The following is a 16,256-nucleotide window of genomic DNA, read 5'->3' as shown; positions in this document are numbered from 1 at the left end:
AAGGGCAGCTGTCATGCGGTCGAGGAAGTTCTTCACGCTCGCCGCCGCTGCGGCGACGATCCTGGCGCTGGCGGCATGCGCGCCGGACGGCGCCGGCACTGGCGCCCCCGTCGGCGGTGACGACGCGGCACCGATCCACATCGGCATCGTCTACTCGGAGTCCGGAGCGCTGGCCGCCTACGGCGAGGCCTACAAGTACGGCTTCGAGGCGGGCATCGACCACGCGACCGACGGCACCCGCACCGTGAAGGGTCGCAAGCTCGACATCACCTACCACGACGACACGGGCGACCCCGAGAAGGCGGTCAGCGCGGCCAAGGACCTCATCGGCAAGGGTTACAAGATCCTGGGCGGCACCGTCGTCTCGGGCGTGGCACTGCCGCTCGCCGAGCAGGCCGAGCAGAACAAGGTGCTGTACGTCTCCGGCCCCGCCGCCGTCGACGGCATCACGGGCATCAACCGCTACACCTTCCGCAGTGGCCGGCAGTCCCTGCAGGACGTCGCCACCGCTGGCTCCTTCATCGATACGAAGGGCGCCGACGTGCTGGTGTACGCGCAGGCCAACGCGTTCGGGCAGGGCAACCTGAAGGCCGTTGAGACCGTCCTCGGCGCGCAGGGCGCCAGGGTGAGCTCCGTGCTCGTGCCGGAGGACGCCACCGAGTTCACCCCGTCGTCCAAGAAGGTGTTCGACGCCAAGGCCGACCTCGTCTTCGTGGCGTGGGCCGGCGCGACGTCGGGCGCGATGTGGCAGGGCCTGGACCAGCAGGGAGTGCTGGACTCCACCACCGTCGTCACGGGTCTGGGCGACGTCAGCACCTACGGTGCGTACGGCGAGGCGGCCGAGAAGGTCTCGTTCCTCAACCACTACTTCCCGGGCGCGGCGGGCACCGAGACCGAGAAGATCATGCTCGACGCCGTCAAGGCGGCCGGCGGCACGCCCGACCTGTTCACGCCGGACGGCTTCGTGGCCGCGCAGATGATCGTGCACGCCATCGCCGAGGGCGGCGACGACGTCGAGGCGATGGTCGACGCGCTGGAGGGCTACGAGTTCGAGGGCCCGAAGGGCCCGACGACGGTCCGTGCCTCCGACCACGCGCTGATCCAGCCGATGTACCAGGCCAAGCTCGTCAAGGACGGCGACGCCTGGACGCCCAAGCTGGTCGAGAAGGTCGACGGCAAGGCCGTCGCTCCGGCGGAGGTCGCCTCGTCATGACACAGGGTGGCGAGCCGGCGGCCGCCGGGCCGCAGGGCATGCCGGCGGACGGCCCCATGCCGGACACCGTGCCGGATCCCGCGCTCGAGGTGGCCGGTCTCGGGCTGACCATCGGCGGCGCGAAGATCCTGCAGGGCGTGTCCCTGCGGGTGGCCCGCGGCGAACTGGTGGGCGTGATCGGGCCGAACGGCGCGGGCAAGACGACACTGTTCAACCTGATCAGCGGCGTCCATCGGCCCACGAGCGGCACGGTGCGCCTGAACGGGCGGGACGTGACCGCGACGTCGATCGCGGCCCGCGCCCGCGCCGGCCTGGGCCGGACCTTCCAGACGTCGAGCTTGTTCCCGCGACTGACGGTCGCGGAGAACGTCCGGCTCGCCACCCAGCGCCGCCTCGGCGGCTCCCTCTCGGTGCTGTCCTTCCCGCGACGCGGCGACGCCGCGTCGCGGGAGGCCGCCGAGCACCTGGCCACGGTCGGCGTCGGCCACCGGGCCGACGTCGCCGCGGGTGACCTGTCCCACGGCGACAAGCGTAAGGTCGAGATCGCGGTGCTGCTGGCGATGGAGTCGTCGGTGGTGCTGCTGGACGAGCCGATGGCCGGCGTCGCGACCGGTGACGTCGCCGGGCTCGTCGAGGTGATCCGGTCCATCAACCGGACCGGCCGTACCGTGCTCATGGTGGAGCACCACATGGACGTGGTGCTCGGCCTGGCCGACCGCGTCGCCGTCATGCACCACGGTGAGCTGCTGACCTGCGACACCCCGGCGAAGGTGATGGCCGACGAGACCGTCCAGTCGGCGTACCTCGGCGAGGCGGGCGCGGGGATGAGCGCCGCATGAGCGAGCACTCCCCGCGCCTGGACCGGCCGCAGGAGGCCGGACCGGTCCTGAGCGTGCGCGGCCTGTCCGCGCGGATCGCGGGCCAGCAGGTCGTGCACGACGTGTCCTTCGACGTCGCGGCCACCGGCGTGACCGCGCTCCTCGGCCGGAACGGCGTGGGCAAGACCTCCACCCTCAAGGCCGTCATGGGCCTGATCGAGCGTTCCGGCGAGGTGGTGCTCGACGGCGCCCGCGTGGACGCCGAGCGCACGGAGCGCATCGTCTGCCGGGGCGTCGGCTATGTGCCCGAGGATCGCGAGGTCTTCGCGGGCTTGACCGTGGCCGAGAACCTGAGGCTCGCCGAACGTGTCGGCGACCACGGGACGTCGCCGGCCAGGAAGCGACTCGTCGCCGACCTGTTCCCGGATCTCACCCAGCGCGCGCAGCAGCGCGCGGGCACGCTGTCGGGCGGGCAGCAGCAGATGGTGTCGCTGGCGCGCGCCCTGCTCAACGAGAACCGCATCCTGCTCGTGGACGAGCCCACCAAGGGCCTCGCGCCGCGCATCGTGTCCGAGGTGGCGGACGCCCTGGCCGCCGCCGCGCGTACCGTCCCCATTCTGCTCGTCGAGCAGAACCTGCAGGTCATCGACCGGCTGGCCGACCGCGTCGTGGTGATCGACGCCGGCTGTGTGGTCCATACCGGCCCCGCGCGCGAGCTGCTCGACGATCAGGCGATGATCCAGCGCTTCCTCGGCGTGCACGCGGAGAACGAGCCTGCGCACGGTGAGCCCGTGCCCGGGGCGGCCGCCCACGGCAAGGGTGCGCACGACCAGGTCCGCGAGGCCGCCACGATCGCGGAGGGCGGCGAATGAGCACCCTGATCCTGCTGCTCGTCACCGGGGTCGGCCTCGGCGGCCTCTACTTCCTCGTGGCGTCCGGGCTCTCCCTGATCTACGGGCTGATGGGCGTGCTGAACTTCGCGCACGGCTCGTTCCTCACGCTCGGCGCGTTCGCCGGGCTGGCGGCGGCCGGCGCCGTGGGCGCCGGGACCTGGGGCGGGCTCCTGCTCGGCCTGCTCGTCGGCGCGCTCACGGGCGCGGCCGCCGCCGCGCTCACCGAGCTCGGCCTGATCCGGCCGCTGTACAACCGGCACATCGAGCAGGTGCTCGTGACGGTCGGGCTGTCGCTCGCGACCGTGGCGCTGTTCGAGGGGATTTGGGGCCCGAACCCCCGGAACATCACCGGCAACGCGTGGCTCTCGGACACCACCGAACTGCTCGGCGCGCGCATCCCGAACACGGCATTCCTGAACATCCTGGCGGCCGCGCTCGTCCTGGGCGGGATCGTCGCGTTCCTGAGATACACGCGGTACGGACTGATCATCCGGGCGGGTGTCGAGAACCGCTCCATGGTCACCGCGCTCGGCATCGACGTGCGCAAGGCGTTCACCCTGGTGTTCGCCGTCGGCGGTGCGGCGGCCGGGCTGGGCGGGGTGCTCGCCGCGCAGTCGCTGAACTACGTGTCGCCGCACATGGGCGCCAGCCTGCTGATCTTCGCGTTCATCGTGACCGTGATCGGAGGCATGGGCTCGCTCACCGGCGCGGCCGTGGCGTCCGTCGTCGTCGCCGTGCTGCAGCAGCTCGCCAACTCCTACCTGAACAACTCGGGCGACCTGATCGTGGTGCTCCTGCTCGCGCTCGTCCTGCTGGTGCGCCCGTCCGGCCTGATGGGGAGGACCGCATGAACGCCGCCGACGGCGCACGCACCGGTGCGCGCACGCGCCGTGCCGCGATCCCGGCCGGCGGGCTCGCCCTCGTGCTGCTCCTGGGCTGCCTGCCACTGCTCGCCCTCACGGTCCCCGGTGTCCTGCCCGGCTACACGTACGAGCCCGGCACACTCCAGCTCCTGGCCCTGTGCTGGCTGACGGCGTCCCTGGCGCTGAGCTATCACCTGCTGTTCGGGCTGGCGGGGCTGATGAGCTTCGGGCACGCGCTGTACTTCGCGGCGGGCATCTACGGTCTCGCGATCGTGCTCGACCGTACCGACGTCCCGCTCCTGCCCGCGGCCGCCCTGGTGCTCGTGGGCGGCATCGTCCTCGCCCTCTGCGTGGGCGCGATCTCGCTGCGGGTCACGGGCATCTCGTTCGCCATGGTCACGCTCGCGTTCGCGCAGGCGGGCAACGTGCTCGCCCGCCGCGACCAGTTCGGCGTCACGGGCGGCGAGGAAGGCCTCGCACTGGACACCGACGGCGTCCCCGCCGGGCTGATCGGCGTGCTCAACACGCGCAACCTGTACTGGGTCGCCCTGGCCGTGCTCGTCGTGACGTACCTGGTGGTGCTCTGGGTCGAGCGCTCGCGAGCCGGCCACACGGCCGCCGCGGTGCGGGAGAACGAGGTGCGCGTGCGCATCATCGGCGGCCGCCCCTACGCGGTGAAGCTCGTGGTGTTCGTGCTGGCGGCGACGCTCGCGACGCTCACCGGGATGGCGTACCTGCTGCTCCAGTCCGGGGCGTCGCCCGCGACGTCGTCGGCCGAGTTCACCCTGGCCCTCCTGGTGATGGTGGTTCTCGGCGGGGTGGGCTCGCGCTGGGGCGCGGTGGTGGGAGCCGTCGTCTACACGCTCCTGGACCAGCGGCTCACCGCGCTCGCGAGCTCCGAGGCGGTGGCCGGCCTGCCGGCCGTCCTGCGGGTCCCGCTCAGTGAGCCGATGTTCCTGCTCGGCACGTGCTTCATCCTGGTGGTGCTGTTCCTGCCCGGCGGTCTGGCGGGTGCGGCCCAGCGCCTCGCCGCGCGCCGGCGCGGCGCGGCCCCGCCGGGTGGTGCGCCCGGCGTGGCCGAGCCGGTCGAGGAAAGGGTCACGGCATGAGCGATCTGCACACCCTCGGGCGGTGGCCGCGCGACCGCGCGATCACGACGCCCGACCGGGTCGCGGTCGACGACCGGGGCGTGGCCATGACCTACCGTGACCTCGACGCCCGCGCGACGGCGTTGGCCGAGCGGCTGCGTGAGGCCGGATACGGGGTCGGCGACCGGATCGCCACGGTCACGGGCAACAGTTCCGACCAGGTGGTGCTCTTCTTCGCGTGCGCCAAGGCGGGTCTGGTGCTCGCGCCGCTGTCGTGGCGGTTGTCCCCGCGCGAGCTCGCCGACGAGCTCGACCGGTCCGACCCGGCTCTGGTGCTCGTGGAGGAGGAGTTCGCCGCGCTCGCGGACGCGGCGCTCGAACGTCTGCCGCTGCCGCCGTCGCGTACGGGCCTGGGGCGTGGGGGCGTCGAGGCGCGCGTCCCCGCGCCGACCCGGCGCGGCCTGGAGGAACGGCCCCTGCTGCGTGAGGTGCGCGATGACGACCCGCTGCTGCTGGTGTTCACCTCCGGGACTGGCGGGTCGCCGAAGGGTGCGCTGCTCACTCACGCGAACTGCTTCTGGAACAACCTGTCGTTGTCCCGGATCGTGGAGCTGAGCAGCGCCGATGTCGTGCTGTCGGTGCTACCGCAGTTCCACGTGGGCGGGTGGAACATCCAGCCTCTGCTGGCCTGGTGGACGGGGGCCACCGTGGTGCTCGAGCGCACTTTCGAGCCGGAGCGCGTGCTGCGGCTCGTGGCCGACCGGCGCGTGACCACGATGATGGGCGTCCCCACCAACTACCTGCTCCTGGCGGAGCACCCCGGGTTCGCCACGGCCGACCTGTCGTCACTCAGGCACGCCGTCGTGGGCGGCGCGCCGATGCCCGAGCCGCTGCTGCGCGCCTGGCACCGCCGCGGTGTCGCGCTCACCCAGGGCTACGGCCTCACCGAGGCAGGCCCCAACGTCCTGTGCCTGCCCAACGACGTGGCGCGCGACCGCGTCGGCTCCGCCGGCGTGCCCTACCCGCACGTCGAGGTCGCCGTCGCGGACCCGGCGACGGGTGAGCACCTGCCTGGGGCCGCCACCGGTGAGCTGCTGGTGCGCGGGCCGAGCGTGTTCGCGGGCTACTTCCGCGACCCGGACGCGACCGCCGCGAGCTTCGCGCGTGGCTGGCTGCGCACCGGCGACCTCGTGGAGCGCGACGCCGACGGCTACTACCGCGTGGTGGACCGGCTCAAGGACGTGTTCATCACGGGCGGCGAGAACGTCACGCCGGCCGAGGTCGAGGCGGTGCTCCGGCGGCACCCGGCCGTGGCGGACGCCGCCGTCGTCGGGGTCCCCGACGAGCGCTGGGGCGAGGTGGGGCACGCGTTCGTCGTCGCCCGGCCGGGGACGTTCACCGACGCCGAGGAACTGGCGGCGTTCTGCCGCGCCGAACTGGCGCACTACAAGGTGCCCCGGCACTTCGACTTCGTGCCCGACCTGCCGCGCACCTCCCTGAACAAGGTCGTGCGGGCGGCGCTTCCGACGGCCATGCCGTCCGCGCCCCCGACGACACCCACGACGACACAGGAGGCACGATGATCGGGGAGACCAATCCGCCCGTGCGGAAGCAGACCAAGGGCGAGCGGACTCGCGCCCGTCTCCTCGCCGCGGCCGAGCTGCAGTTCGCCGAGCTCGGCTACCACGACGCCTCGGTCGTGCGGATCACGGAGGCGGCGGGGGTCGGGCAGGGCACGTTCTACCTGTACTTCTCCTCGAAGCTCGAGGTGTTCGACGAGGTGGTCGAGGACCTCAACCGCCGCGTCCGGCACGCCATGATCGAGGCGTCGTCGGCGGCGCCGAATCGGATCGAGGCCGAGCGGGCGGGCTTCGCCGCGTTCTTCAGGTTCACCGCCGAGCACCCGGCGCTGTACCGGATCGTGCGGCAGGCGGAGTTCGTCTCGCCGGGCGCGCTCCGGATGCACTACACGCGGATCGTGGAGGGCTACCAGGAAGGCCTCGCCCGGGCGCAGGCGGCCGGCGAGATCGGCGACATCGACCCGGAGGTCGCCGCGTGGGCGCTGATGGGCATAGGGGAGATCATCGGCATGCGCTGGGTCCTGTGGGGACCCGACGTCTCACCGGGTGGGCCGACCTCGAAGGTGCCGCAAGAGGTGTTCGACCAGGCCATGACGTTCATCGAGCGGGCGCTCGCGCCCGAGTCCCGGCGAGGAACCCAGGGGGAGCAGACACGATGACAGCGGGATGGAGCACGACGACGGAGGCGGCCACCGCGGCCCCGTACACCTACCGGACCGAGGACGTCGCGGTCGACGGCGGAACGCTGCGGGTCGGGGTGTGGGAGCCCGACGGCGGCGCGGGCGCCGCCGAGAGCGGCGGCACGGTGCTGGCGGTGCACGGCATCACCGCCTCGCACATGGCGTGGCCCGACGTCGTCGCGGCGCTGCCCGGCCGCCGCGTGATCGCGCCCGACCTGCGCGGACGCGGACGATCGAACGGGCTCGGCGGGCCGTACGGGATGGCCAGGCACGCCGACGACCTGGCTGCGGTCGTCCGGGCCCTGTGCACAGGAACCGGCGCCGGAGGGGAGGGGACGGCCGTGTCCGACGGCGTCCCGCGTCCGGGTCGCGTGACCGTCGTCGGGCACTCCATGGGCGGGTTCGTGGGACTCGTGCTGGCGCACCGGCACCCGGACCTGGTGGAGCGCCTGGTCCTGGTCGACGGCGGGCTGCCGCTGCCGCCCGTGCCCGGGGTGCCCGAGGACGCGACGGTCGAGGAGCTGCTGGCGGCGCTGCTCGGGCCGGCGGTGGAGCGCCTGTCGAAGGTGTACGCCTCGCGCGAGGCGTACCGCGAGTTCTGGCGGGCGCACCCCGCCTTCGCCGACTGGACCCCCACGATCGAGCGGTACGTGGACTACGACCTCGACGAGGTGGGCACCGACGACGCCAGGGCCACCGGACCGGGCGAGTCCACCGGAGTGGCCGGGTTCCGGCCGGCGACTTCGCCGGACGCCGTGGTGGGCGACTCCGTGGACATGACCAACGGCGGCGACCTCGTCGCGGCCCTGGATGCGCTCGCCGCAGGCGCGTTCGGCCCGGTGACGCTGCTGCGCGCCCCGCGCGGGCTCATGGCGGAGCCCGGGGGGATCTACCCGGAGGCGGTGGCGGCCGGGTGGGCGGAGAAGATCGAGCCTCTGACGGTGCGGACCGTGGCGGATGTGAACCACTACTCGATCATCATGTCGCCCGTGGGCGTGGCAGCGATCGCGGAAGCGGCCCGCTGAGCCCGGCTGAAAGGGCGCAACTGGAAGGGGCGCAACGCCGGTCTCCGTGCGATGTGCCGGGAGAGCCGGGGCTGCTGTCGTAAGCGCGACCTGGAGAGAGGAAAGTCGATGAGCAAGCCCCTGGAAGGCCGGCGCGCCCTGGTGACCGGCGGCGCCGGCGGCATCGGTGCCGCCGTGGCGCGTGAGCTCGCCGCGCGTGGGACGCACGTCACGGTGGCCGACATCTCGGCCGACGGCGCCCAGGCGGTGGCCGACGAGATCGGCGGCGAGGCGTGGGTGGTCGACCTGAGCGACACGAAGGCGCTCGATGACCTGACACTGGACGTCGACGTGCTGGTGAACAACGCCGGGATCCAGCGCGTCAGCCCGATCGAGGAGTTCGACCCGGACGCGTTCCGTACGATCCACGCCATCATGCTCGTGGCGCCGTTCCTCCTGATCCGGGCTGCCCTGCCGAGAATGTACGCCAGGGGATGGGGGCGCGTGGTCAACATCTCCTCGGTGCACGGGCTGGTCGCGTCCCCGTTCAAGTCCGCGTACGTCTCGGCGAAGCACGGGCTGGAGGGTCTGTCGAAGGTGACGGCGCTGGAAGGCGGCGCCCATGGCGTCACCAGCGTGTGCATCAACCCGGGATACGTCCGTACCCCGCTCGTCGAGAAGCAGATCGCCGATCAGGCGAAGGTGCACGGGATCGCCGAGGACGAGGTGGTCTCGCGGGTGATGCTCAAGGAATCGGCGGTCAAGCGGCTCGTGGAACCGGCCGAGGTGGCATCCCTCGTGGGGTGGCTCACCGGCCCGGACGGCGCCATGGTGTCCGGTGCCTCGTGGACGATGGACGGCGGATGGAGCGCGAGATGACCGGGCCGGACAAGATGGTGGCCTCGGCCGCCGAGGCGGCTGCCGACATCCCCGACGAGGCGTCGCCGGCCGTGGGCGGGTTCGGCCGCTGAGACAACCCGATGGCGGTCGATGCGCGTTGTAGTGCTCGATGGGTCTGCCATAGCAACACTTCTGCACACAATTGCCGACTTGTTCGGTCGGATGATCTCAAACGAGCCGCCGTCACGACGGCCTCTTGCTCGAGTACCCCGCGTCGCGTCAGAGCGTGCAGCATGCGGCCAGGCCGCCGACGTCACCACCCGGGCAGCCCCGGCCGAGGCGGGACGAACACTGTGGCGACAGCAGGCCTCGCGGCACCGGCAACCGTGATGCCCATAGGAATTCCCTATGGCAGCCGCTGATATTTCATCTTTGCCTCTCGTTCTTTTCGGACATACCGTGAATCGGGTCGACGAGGCGCACACCGCGATTGCTCGAAAGATTCGCGCTGTGCCCGCGCCGAGCGAATGAGCGAACAATCGAAAGGAATGGCGGCATGACCACGTTCGAGAACGAAGCTGAGCCGCGAGAGCTTAAAGGAAAGCGAGCTCTGGTCACAGGTGGTTCCCGCGGAATCGGAGCGGCCGTCGTGCGCCGGCTCCTGGACGCGGGCGCCGAGGTCTTGGCCACCGCCAGGTCGACCACGTACACGGCGCCGGAGGGCGCCGCCTTCGTGACGGCCGACATCCGGACACAGGCCGGGACGGAGGCGCTGGCCACGGCCGTGCAGGAGACGCTCGGCGGGGTGGACATCCTGGTCCACAACGCGGGTGGTGCGCGCGCCAACGCGGGCGGCAGCGCCATGACGATCCCCGCCGAGGACTGGCAGGACACGCTGGAGCTGAACCTCCTGGCGGCGGTGCGGCTGAACTCGCTGCTGGCACCGGGGATGCGGGAACGGGGATCGGGGGCGATCGTGCACATCTCCACGGCCGCGCTCCTCCCGCCAGTGCCGGCGTTCGCGCACTACCAGGCGGCGAAGGCGGGGCTGGAGAGCTACAGCCGGGCCCTGGCCGCGGAGCTGGCCCCGTTCGGAGTCCGGGTCAACGCCCTAGGCCCCGGCAGGACCGCCACACCCGGTGGCGAGGAGACGCGGAGGCGGTGGGCGAGCGACAACGCGGAATCGGGCGCGATCGCCACACCCCCGCTCGGGCGCGACGGCCGGCCTGACGACATCGCCGACGCGGTGCTTTTCCTCGTTTCCGACCGGGCGAGCTGGATCACCGGGACCTATTTCTCGGTGGACGGCGGCGAATACCCCAGGAACTGACGCCGAAGGGAAATTCGGCGGCGCACTTCAACGTCAAGCAACGAAGGAATCACGGCATGGAAAAGTACAGCGACAAGAATGTAGTGGTCACCGGTGGCAGCAGCGGCATCGGGCTCGAGATTGCGAGGTTCCTCGCGGACGACACGGGGATTCTGGAGCGCTCCATGACCAAGGAGGAAGCCGAGCAGTTCAAGGCGGAGCGCCTCGCGGACAATCCCATGCGGCGTTTCGGCACCCTCGACGAGATCGCCACCGCGGCCGCGTTCCTCGCCTTCGACGCGACGTACACCGCGGGCATCGAACTCGCAGTGGACGGCGGAGTCACCCAACTCTGACCGGCCCCCACGTCCCAGCCTCTACGCCTCATGGCACGCCGCAGGCCGGATCGCCTTCCCCCACACCGTCCTCGAACGCTCACCGGAACAAGCGATCACGGCCCAGGACGAACCGTTCGGCGGCGTGCACCATGGCAACCTCATCGTGCAGCTCACCGGCCCCAGCGCCTGCCCGGCGAAAGGAGGTGGAGCTGTCCCAGGTCTCCTCACGCAGGACCTCCAGCAGTGCGGTCGCCGCCGGGCCCGCGTCGGACCGGACCACGGCGATGACAGGCTGGGACACGGCCGGGAACACCGGACGCGCGAGGTGCTCATAACCACGGGGCACCGCGGAGGCCGGGACGAGCGTCACCCCCAGGCCGTCGGCGGCCCACCGAACGGCTGTCGCCGTCTGGGACACGCGGGCGACCGTGGCCGGGGTCAGCCCGTCGCTCCGCGACGCCTCCAGCAGCACGCCGTCCAGTGCGCTGTCGCGGTCGAACCTGACCCACGGTTCCCCCTCCAGCTCGCGCAGCTCGACCCGGTCCGCGGCGAGCTGCCGGTGCCCGGCGCCCAGCACCACGACGAACTCCTCCTCGCCGAGGCGGTGGGCGTCCGCGGGACTCCGCTCGCACGCGGCCATCAGGGCGAGGCCCAGCGCACCCCTGCGGCACAGCCGATCCAGCTCAGCGGCGCTCGACTCCTCGAAGACGGTGACCTCCAGCCGCGGGAAGCGGCGCCGCAGCACGCTCAGCGCGCCCGGCAACTGCCGCGTGCCGAAGCCCAGCTGCACCGCGACGATCAGCTCCCCCACCAGGTCATCCGCGCCGGCCCGCGCCGTTGCCCGCGCCCGCCGAGCCGCGTTCACCGTGACCTCCGCCTCCTTCAGGAACGCCCGGCCGACCGCGGTGGGCACAAGTCCGGCCGACGTCCGTGTGAACAACGTCACGCCGAGGTCACGCTCCAGGTTGCGGATCTGCTGGGACATTGAAGGCTGGGCGACCTGCAACAACTCCGCCGCCGCCGTAACCGAGCCCTCCGCCGCGACCGCCAGGGCATACTCGAACTGGCGAAGGCTCATCGGCTCCCATCCCTCCTGCGTGGCCCACCCCGCCGTCATCGTGTCCCGAACCACTTACGTCAGCGGATTCCGCGACCGGCGATGATGAGCATTCTTCAGCCCACCCGGCACCCTCGCCTCAACACACTCCCGTCCCGAACCCTTCCCAAAGGCGACGCCGTTCCGCCCCACAACGATCATGATGTAGACGGCGTTGTGGTCCTACGGTTGGCGTCCGTCGCGGCCCGCACGAACTCGCGCACCCGCTCGGTCGTGTTGGTCTCCGGCCAGACCAGTCCTCGCTCGATCGGCGGCGCATCGTGGATCGGCACGTACGCGACATCCGGGCGGGGGTAGTACCGCCTGCTGTGATCGCCCACTGGGAGAACGCCCTTGCCCATCGCGACGAGGGAGAGCATCTCGGAGAACGTGTTGCCCGCCGGTCCCTTCGGGATGGGTCTGCCCGAGGGGGTGTGGTCGGGCGTGCGGTCGCGCTTGAAGTCCGCCGAAGTGACCGATGGATACTGCACGACGGGGTGTTCGGCGAGGACTTCGAGGGACACAGACTTCTCGCGGGCCAGCGGGTGCTCGGCAGCCACGGCCAGTACGCGGTCCTCCAGCAGCAGGGTCGGACCGCGGGCCATGCCGTCGAAAGGATACGAGGCGAGGAGGATGTCGACGGAGCCGTCGACCAGGCTCGATCGCGAGTTGAACAACTGCGCCTCGTGAACCTCGACCTCGCAGTCCGGGTGGCGCTCGGTGAACAGACTGACACCCCTGAGCAGCACCGGCGCGGTCCACTCGCCGAGGAACGCCACCCGCAGTCGTCCGACCACACCGCGGCCGGCGTCGATGGCCCTGTGGATCGCCTTGTCCATCTGGGCCGCCAACGGCGCCAGGTCATCGGCGAGTTGCCGCCCGATCGAGGTGAGACGCACGACGCGACTGGTGCGCTCGAACAGCGGAGCCCCGATGCGACGTTCCAGCTTCTTGATCACGTGGCTGATCCGTCCGGTCGTGACCCGTAGGCGTTCGGCGGTACGGCCGAAATGCAGCTCCTCAGCGAGCGTCAAGAAGGTCTCGATCTCGTGCCGTTCCAGCATGGGCTCCCCACCGTTGAACCTGATTCAACGATCGTAGCCCGATCGTGGCTTGGTGGCCGCCAGCGCATCGCGCATCGTTGAGAGCGGCATCCGGTCCAGGGGAAGCCCCCCGGAAACCGGCCCGACCACAACACACGGAGCTACTCGCATGTTCAACGCCACCGGGACCCGCAGGATCGTCGCGGGACTGTTCATTTCTCTCGACGGCGTGGTTGAGGCACCCGAGACCTGGCACTTTCCGTACGTGAACGACGAAATGGGCGCGGTCGTCGGCGGGATCATGGCCGGTGCGGAAACGCCGCTACTGGGACGGACGACGTACGAAGCATTCGCGGCGACCTGGCCACACCAAACCGATGACATGGCCGACGCGTTGAACGCGATGCCCGACTGGGCGCGTCCAACACCATGCCCCGGCCCTGGCCGCCTCGGCCACCTTCAGTCCCGGCGTGGTTCACCTGCACTACCAGCCGGCCTGACACCTTCGACAACCGAGACAGGAAAGCCATGAACACAACGAACATCACCGACTACCTGGCCGGTCTCGACGACACGTTGCAGGAGATCGGCGAGAAACTGCGTCCCGTCATCGACGCGGCCCTGCCCGGCGTCAGCGGCGCGATGTGGCACGGCCACCCAACCTGGAGCCTCGGCGACAAACCGGGCCAGAACCCCATCTGCCTGCTCAAGGCGTACCAGTCGTCCATCACCTTCGGGTTGTGGCGCGGGCAGGAACTCGCCGACTCGTCCGGGCGCCTCATCTCGGGTGCCCGCACGATGGCCTCGGTGAAGCTCCGTGCCGTCGACGACATCGACCCGGCCCTGTTCACCGACTGGCTGCGTCAGGCCTACACCCTGGAGACGAGATGACGACCATGCACGTGAAAGCCTTCGACCACCTGGTGCTCAACGTCCAGGACGTCGAGCGCGCGCTTGAGTTCTACTGCGGACTCCTTGGCATGGAGCCGGTACGCGTCGCCGAGTGGCGCGCCGGCAATGCCCCGTTCCCCTCAGTGAGGGTCACCCCGGACACCATCATCGACCTGGTCCGCCGCCCTCGCAGCGAGTCGAACGTCGACCACATCTGTCTGGTCGTGGAACCGCTGGATTGGCAAGAGGTCATCGAATCGGGCGTCTTCACCATCCTCGAAGGGCCAGTGGGCAGATTCGGCGCACGGGGCAGCGCGACCTCGATCTACGTGCGGGACCCGGACGGCAACACCGTCGAACTGCGCTGGTATCCGCAGGACGCCGAAGGATCGTCCGGCTGAGGCGGAGACTACGGCACCTCCGGAATCGAAAGAGCCCCTCTCGCGGATGTCGTGAGAGGGGCTCTGAACTGCGGAGGCTCGGGGAATCCCGGTGCCATTGGCGCCAACACCTGTCTCGTGATGCCCTGCGCCGCAGCGGCGGCGGTCAGGTGAACCTGAGTGTCATGGCATCGGCGTGCCCGGACCAGCTCAACCTCAGGTGCCAGCATCCTGCCTTCGGCAGGTTGACGGACGAAGGCCCGGGGCCGGTGGCGATCTCGCGGATCACTGACGTAGTCGTCCCGTCCAGCGTGGCCTCGATCGTCAACGGCTGCATCGGCTGCTGTGGCAGCCGTGAGACCCAGAGGATCTTGTTCGAGACGGCGAGATCGGGGGAGGCCACTGGCGGGTACTTGAATAGCACGGCGATGATGTCGCCGTGCTCGCTGAACACGTGGGGGACGCCCGATCCGTCATCGCTGAACCCCGCCCGCGCCCAAGTGGGCAGTGCGTCTCGCGTGACGTTGGAAACGCACGCGTCGGAGGGTCGTCCAGTGCCTTGTGCCCCTGCCGTCGGACCATCCACCGAGCATCCGCCGGCCAGCATGGCGAGCACGCCTAAGATCGAGATGCCACGTCTGCTCTTGATCACACTCGACCCCCACAGCGCAGAAGGAATCCTCTCGCGAGGATTGTCCGCCGCGGCTCGTAGGAAGGCCAGCGGCAGTGGGGACCGAGGGGCTCGGAATCGTTCCGGGGAGCGGCGGAATCCTGGAGCTGACCTGCGCAAACGTGGCAAAGATCATTCTGGATATGTTACGGGAGTGGCCGCCTCGGGCCGCATCTGATGGCGTACGGCTGCGTAGGCAGCCACGGGGCGATCAAGGGAAAGCCCAGGTCAGCCAGGGTTTGGGCTGATGGGAGGAGCGCGCCCTGCAGGATTCGAACCTGCGACCGTCGGATTAGAAGTCTCCTGGTTTTCGTGCCGGGCTATTCCGAGCGGTGTCGCGTTTTCCTTTTCTGCAGGTCGGCGGAGTATTGGCCGTGCCGGAAAATGCGGTTATTTCCGGTAGGGGACGGGACCGTCTGCGACTGCCGGTCCCCGTTCGGTCTCCCACGGTCCCCCGAGGTTGGTTGGTCCCGTCCCCGTTGCTGCGCCCGGTTTAGAGGCAGAGGTCCACGCCGAGGATCGGCAGTTTGATGTCCACGTTGAGGATGCGGCAGTCCCGCCCTGCCGGTGGTGGAGCACTCGCCGTAGGAGCCGGGGGAGATGACGGCTCAGGCGGCGGGGCCGAGCTCGTCGCTGTCGAGGTGGGGGTCGGCTCCGAAGCAGGGACATCACGAGTGGGGGATGGAGCGTTCGCCGTCGGAGTCGGACGCGTCGATGGCGGCGTGGTGCTCCGGCTCGGCGCCGTGGGCCTCGGCGCCGCGGCGGAGGACTTCACGCTCTGGCGGGAGTGCTGAGAGGACCGGCCAGGCGCGGGAGAGGACGCCTGCTTCGGTGCGGAAGTCGGCGACGGCCGGTCACCTGGTGCGGGCGGCTGCGGCCCAGGGGAGAGGCGCGGCGGCACCGTCGGCTCGGCATGAGGTCGTCTGGTGTCCCTCATCGTAGGGGCCGGGGACGATGTGGGCTGTGCCGCGGCATCGAGTGCGATGGGGACGGACGGCCGCGCCTGGGTGAGAACAGGAGCCTGGCCGGTGGGGTGATGGGCCGTCATCGCGACCGCAGTCCCGACCGCTACAGCGGCCACGACGGCGACACCGGCCTGCGCGGGACGCCGGCGTGCCTGGCGCCAGATCCACGCGAGTGGTGCGGGGAGTGCGAGGGCGGGGAAGCGCAGCATCCTGAGGGCCGCGCGGACGGCGAGGCGGGACTGCGCGGTGTTGACCAGGGTCGCGGTGCCGATCTCCACGACGGCGATCGCAGGGTCCATGGACTGTAGCTGTCGGCCGGGGGAGAGTGCTGGTCCGACCGTTGTGAGGTGCTGCCAGATCGCGGCTTCTCGGACGGGGTCTGGTTCGCCGATGGGGTGGACGACGATACGGGCGCCTTGGCCGTCGGGGAGGTGGAGAGGGACGGTGTGGAGCGTTCCTGTGGGGGCGCGGAGCGCCTGGGTGAGCTGGATGGGCACCTCGTGAAGGGTGAGCGCAGCATCCAGTGCGCACTCCAGCCCGGCGATCTGCTCTTGGAGGCGTCGTCGGGCTGTTAAATCGGCGATG

19 protein-coding genes are annotated in these 16,256 nt (G+C 70.6%); 16 read left to right on the top strand and 3 right to left on the bottom strand.

Annotated features, from left to right (window positions below; translation table 11 throughout):
• The first annotated feature begins 13 nt into the window (after window positions 1-13).
• The 11 genes from AP234_RS01435 to AP234_RS01385 all read left to right on the top strand — a co-directional run bounded on the left by AP234_RS01435 (window position 14) and on the right by AP234_RS01385 (window position 10,644).
• Window positions 14-1,213: a substrate-binding domain-containing protein gene (locus tag AP234_RS01435; protein WP_055477673.1), complete on the top strand. Its 1,200-nt coding sequence runs from the start codon at window positions 14-16 to the stop codon at window positions 1,211-1,213.
• Window positions 1,210-2,052: an ABC transporter ATP-binding protein gene (locus AP234_RS01430; protein WP_200926183.1), complete on the top strand. Its 843-nt coding sequence runs from the start codon at window positions 1,210-1,212 to the stop codon at window positions 2,050-2,052. The genes AP234_RS01435 and AP234_RS01430 overlap by 4 nt, the downstream gene beginning before the upstream one ends.
• Window positions 2,049-2,903: an ABC transporter ATP-binding protein gene (locus AP234_RS01425; RefSeq protein ID WP_083501667.1), complete on the top strand. Its 855-nt coding sequence runs from the start codon at window positions 2,049-2,051 to the stop codon at window positions 2,901-2,903. The genes AP234_RS01430 and AP234_RS01425 overlap by 4 nt, the downstream gene beginning before the upstream one ends.
• Window positions 2,900-3,775, top strand: a complete 876-nt coding sequence (locus tag AP234_RS01420; protein WP_055477672.1) for a branched-chain amino acid ABC transporter permease — start codon at window positions 2,900-2,902, stop codon at window positions 3,773-3,775. The genes AP234_RS01425 and AP234_RS01420 overlap by 4 nt, the downstream gene beginning before the upstream one ends.
• The gene (locus AP234_RS01415; RefSeq protein ID WP_055477671.1) at window positions 3,772-4,896 is read left to right on the top strand and encodes a branched-chain amino acid ABC transporter permease; all 1,125 of its coding nucleotides are present in this window, start codon (window positions 3,772-3,774) and stop codon (window positions 4,894-4,896) included. Before AP234_RS01420 ends, AP234_RS01415 begins: the two co-directional genes overlap by 4 nt.
• The gene (locus tag AP234_RS01410) at window positions 4,893-6,458 is read left to right on the top strand and encodes an AMP-binding protein (protein WP_055477670.1); all 1,566 of its coding nucleotides are present in this window, start codon (window positions 4,893-4,895) and stop codon (window positions 6,456-6,458) included. Before AP234_RS01415 ends, AP234_RS01410 begins: the two co-directional genes overlap by 4 nt.
• Window positions 6,455-7,114 (top strand): TetR/AcrR family transcriptional regulator, encoded by a 660-nt coding sequence (locus AP234_RS01405; RefSeq protein WP_055477669.1) that lies wholly within the window; start codon window positions 6,455-6,457, stop codon window positions 7,112-7,114. Before AP234_RS01410 ends, AP234_RS01405 begins: the two co-directional genes overlap by 4 nt.
• A complete protein-coding gene (locus tag AP234_RS01400; protein WP_055477668.1) occupies window positions 7,111-8,160 on the top strand; it encodes an alpha/beta fold hydrolase in 1,050 nt (349 codons plus the stop codon). Before AP234_RS01405 ends, AP234_RS01400 begins: the two co-directional genes overlap by 4 nt.
• A 108-nt stretch (window positions 8,161-8,268) precedes the next feature.
• Window positions 8,269-9,018: a 3-hydroxybutyrate dehydrogenase gene (locus tag AP234_RS01395; RefSeq protein ID WP_055477667.1), complete on the top strand. Its 750-nt coding sequence runs from the start codon at window positions 8,269-8,271 to the stop codon at window positions 9,016-9,018.
• 517 nt (window positions 9,019-9,535) lie between these two features.
• A complete protein-coding gene (locus AP234_RS01390) occupies window positions 9,536-10,309 on the top strand; it encodes an oxidoreductase (RefSeq protein ID WP_055477666.1) in 774 nt (257 codons plus the stop codon).
• Between the two features lie 56 nt (window positions 10,310-10,365).
• Window positions 10,366-10,644 carry an SDR family oxidoreductase gene (locus AP234_RS01385; RefSeq protein ID WP_055477665.1) on the top strand — a complete coding sequence of 93 codons (279 nt, stop codon included), beginning with the start codon at window positions 10,366-10,368 and terminating at the stop codon, window positions 10,642-10,644.
• Between the two features lie 79 nt (window positions 10,645-10,723).
• Here AP234_RS01385 and AP234_RS01380 read toward each other — a convergent pair whose 3' ends face one another.
• Window positions 10,724-11,704 (bottom strand): LysR family transcriptional regulator, encoded by a 981-nt coding sequence (locus AP234_RS01380; protein WP_083501761.1) that lies wholly within the window; start codon window positions 11,702-11,704, stop codon window positions 10,724-10,726.
• A gap of 176 nt (window positions 11,705-11,880) precedes the next feature.
• A complete protein-coding gene (locus AP234_RS01375) occupies window positions 11,881-12,786 on the bottom strand; it encodes a LysR substrate-binding domain-containing protein (RefSeq protein ID WP_055477664.1) in 906 nt (301 codons plus the stop codon).
• 148 nt (window positions 12,787-12,934) lie between these two features.
• Here AP234_RS01375 and AP234_RS38320 point away from each other — a divergent pair, with 148 nt between their 5' ends.
• The 3 genes from AP234_RS38320 to AP234_RS01365 are packed head-to-tail and all read left to right on the top strand — an operon-like array spanning window position 12,935 to window position 14,057.
• Complete coding sequence (locus AP234_RS38320) at window positions 12,935-13,297, top strand: hypothetical protein (RefSeq protein ID WP_235557898.1); 363 nt, start codon at window positions 12,935-12,937, stop codon at window positions 13,295-13,297.
• A complete protein-coding gene (locus AP234_RS01370; protein WP_055477663.1) occupies window positions 13,294-13,656 on the top strand; it encodes a DUF1801 domain-containing protein in 363 nt (120 codons plus the stop codon). Before AP234_RS38320 ends, AP234_RS01370 begins: the two co-directional genes overlap by 4 nt.
• The gene (locus AP234_RS01365) at window positions 13,653-14,057 is read left to right on the top strand and encodes a VOC family protein (protein WP_235557897.1); all 405 of its coding nucleotides are present in this window, start codon (window positions 13,653-13,655) and stop codon (window positions 14,055-14,057) included. Before AP234_RS01370 ends, AP234_RS01365 begins: the two co-directional genes overlap by 4 nt.
• A gap of 145 nt (window positions 14,058-14,202) precedes the next feature.
• Here AP234_RS01365 and AP234_RS38315 read toward each other — a convergent pair whose 3' ends face one another.
• The gene (locus tag AP234_RS38315; protein ID WP_055477662.1) at window positions 14,203-14,490 is read right to left on the bottom strand and encodes a hypothetical protein; all 288 of its coding nucleotides are present in this window, start codon (window positions 14,488-14,490) and stop codon (window positions 14,203-14,205) included.
• A 746-nt stretch (window positions 14,491-15,236) separates the two neighbouring features.
• Between AP234_RS38315 and AP234_RS35805 the strand changes: the two genes are divergently transcribed.
• Complete coding sequence (locus tag AP234_RS35805; protein ID WP_152990184.1) at window positions 15,237-15,500, top strand: hypothetical protein; 264 nt, start codon at window positions 15,237-15,239, stop codon at window positions 15,498-15,500.
• Between the two features lie 242 nt (window positions 15,501-15,742).
• On the top strand, window positions 15,743-15,979 hold the full coding sequence (locus AP234_RS35800; RefSeq protein WP_152990183.1) for a hypothetical protein: 237 nt from the start codon (window positions 15,743-15,745) through the stop codon (window positions 15,977-15,979).
• The last annotated feature ends 277 nt before the right edge of the window (window positions 15,980-16,256 follow it).

Origin of the sequence: Sphaerimonospora mesophila, from assembly GCF_001417795.1 — a bacterium.
Taxonomy (GTDB): Bacteria; Actinomycetota; Actinomycetes; order Streptosporangiales; family Streptosporangiaceae; genus Sphaerimonospora; species Sphaerimonospora mesophila.
This window is presented reverse-complemented; position numbering and strand designations above follow the sequence as displayed.

Coding starts and splice junctions, on each gene's coding strand:
- AP234_RS01435 (WP_055477673.1), top strand. CDS start 14: ATGCGGTCGAGGAAGTTCTTCACGCTCGCCGCCGCTGCGGCGACGATC.
- AP234_RS01430 (WP_200926183.1), top strand. CDS start 1,210: ATGACACAGGGTGGCGAGCCGGCGGCCGCCGGGCCGCAGGGCATGCCG.
- AP234_RS01425 (WP_083501667.1), top strand. CDS start 2,049: ATGAGCGAGCACTCCCCGCGCCTGGACCGGCCGCAGGAGGCCGGACCG.
- AP234_RS01420 (WP_055477672.1), top strand. CDS start 2,900: ATGAGCACCCTGATCCTGCTGCTCGTCACCGGGGTCGGCCTCGGCGGC.
- AP234_RS01415 (WP_055477671.1), top strand. CDS start 3,772: ATGAACGCCGCCGACGGCGCACGCACCGGTGCGCGCACGCGCCGTGCC.
- AP234_RS01410 (WP_055477670.1), top strand. CDS start 4,893: ATGAGCGATCTGCACACCCTCGGGCGGTGGCCGCGCGACCGCGCGATC.
- AP234_RS01405 (WP_055477669.1), top strand. CDS start 6,455: ATGATCGGGGAGACCAATCCGCCCGTGCGGAAGCAGACCAAGGGCGAG.
- AP234_RS01400 (WP_055477668.1), top strand. CDS start 7,111: ATGACAGCGGGATGGAGCACGACGACGGAGGCGGCCACCGCGGCCCCG.
- AP234_RS01395 (WP_055477667.1), top strand. CDS start 8,269: ATGAGCAAGCCCCTGGAAGGCCGGCGCGCCCTGGTGACCGGCGGCGCC.
- AP234_RS01390 (WP_055477666.1), top strand. CDS start 9,536: ATGACCACGTTCGAGAACGAAGCTGAGCCGCGAGAGCTTAAAGGAAAG.
- AP234_RS01385 (WP_055477665.1), top strand. CDS start 10,366: ATGGAAAAGTACAGCGACAAGAATGTAGTGGTCACCGGTGGCAGCAGC.
- AP234_RS01380 (WP_083501761.1), bottom strand. CDS start 11,704: ATGAGCCTTCGCCAGTTCGAGTATGCCCTGGCGGTCGCGGCGGAGGGC.
- AP234_RS01375 (WP_055477664.1), bottom strand. CDS start 12,786: ATGCTGGAACGGCACGAGATCGAGACCTTCTTGACGCTCGCTGAGGAG.
- AP234_RS38320 (WP_235557898.1), top strand. CDS start 12,935: ATGTTCAACGCCACCGGGACCCGCAGGATCGTCGCGGGACTGTTCATT.
- AP234_RS01370 (WP_055477663.1), top strand. CDS start 13,294: ATGAACACAACGAACATCACCGACTACCTGGCCGGTCTCGACGACACG.
- AP234_RS01365 (WP_235557897.1), top strand. CDS start 13,653: ATGACGACCATGCACGTGAAAGCCTTCGACCACCTGGTGCTCAACGTC.
- AP234_RS35805 (WP_152990184.1), top strand. CDS start 15,237: ATGTCCACGTTGAGGATGCGGCAGTCCCGCCCTGCCGGTGGTGGAGCA.
- AP234_RS35800 (WP_152990183.1), top strand. CDS start 15,743: ATGGGCCGTCATCGCGACCGCAGTCCCGACCGCTACAGCGGCCACGAC.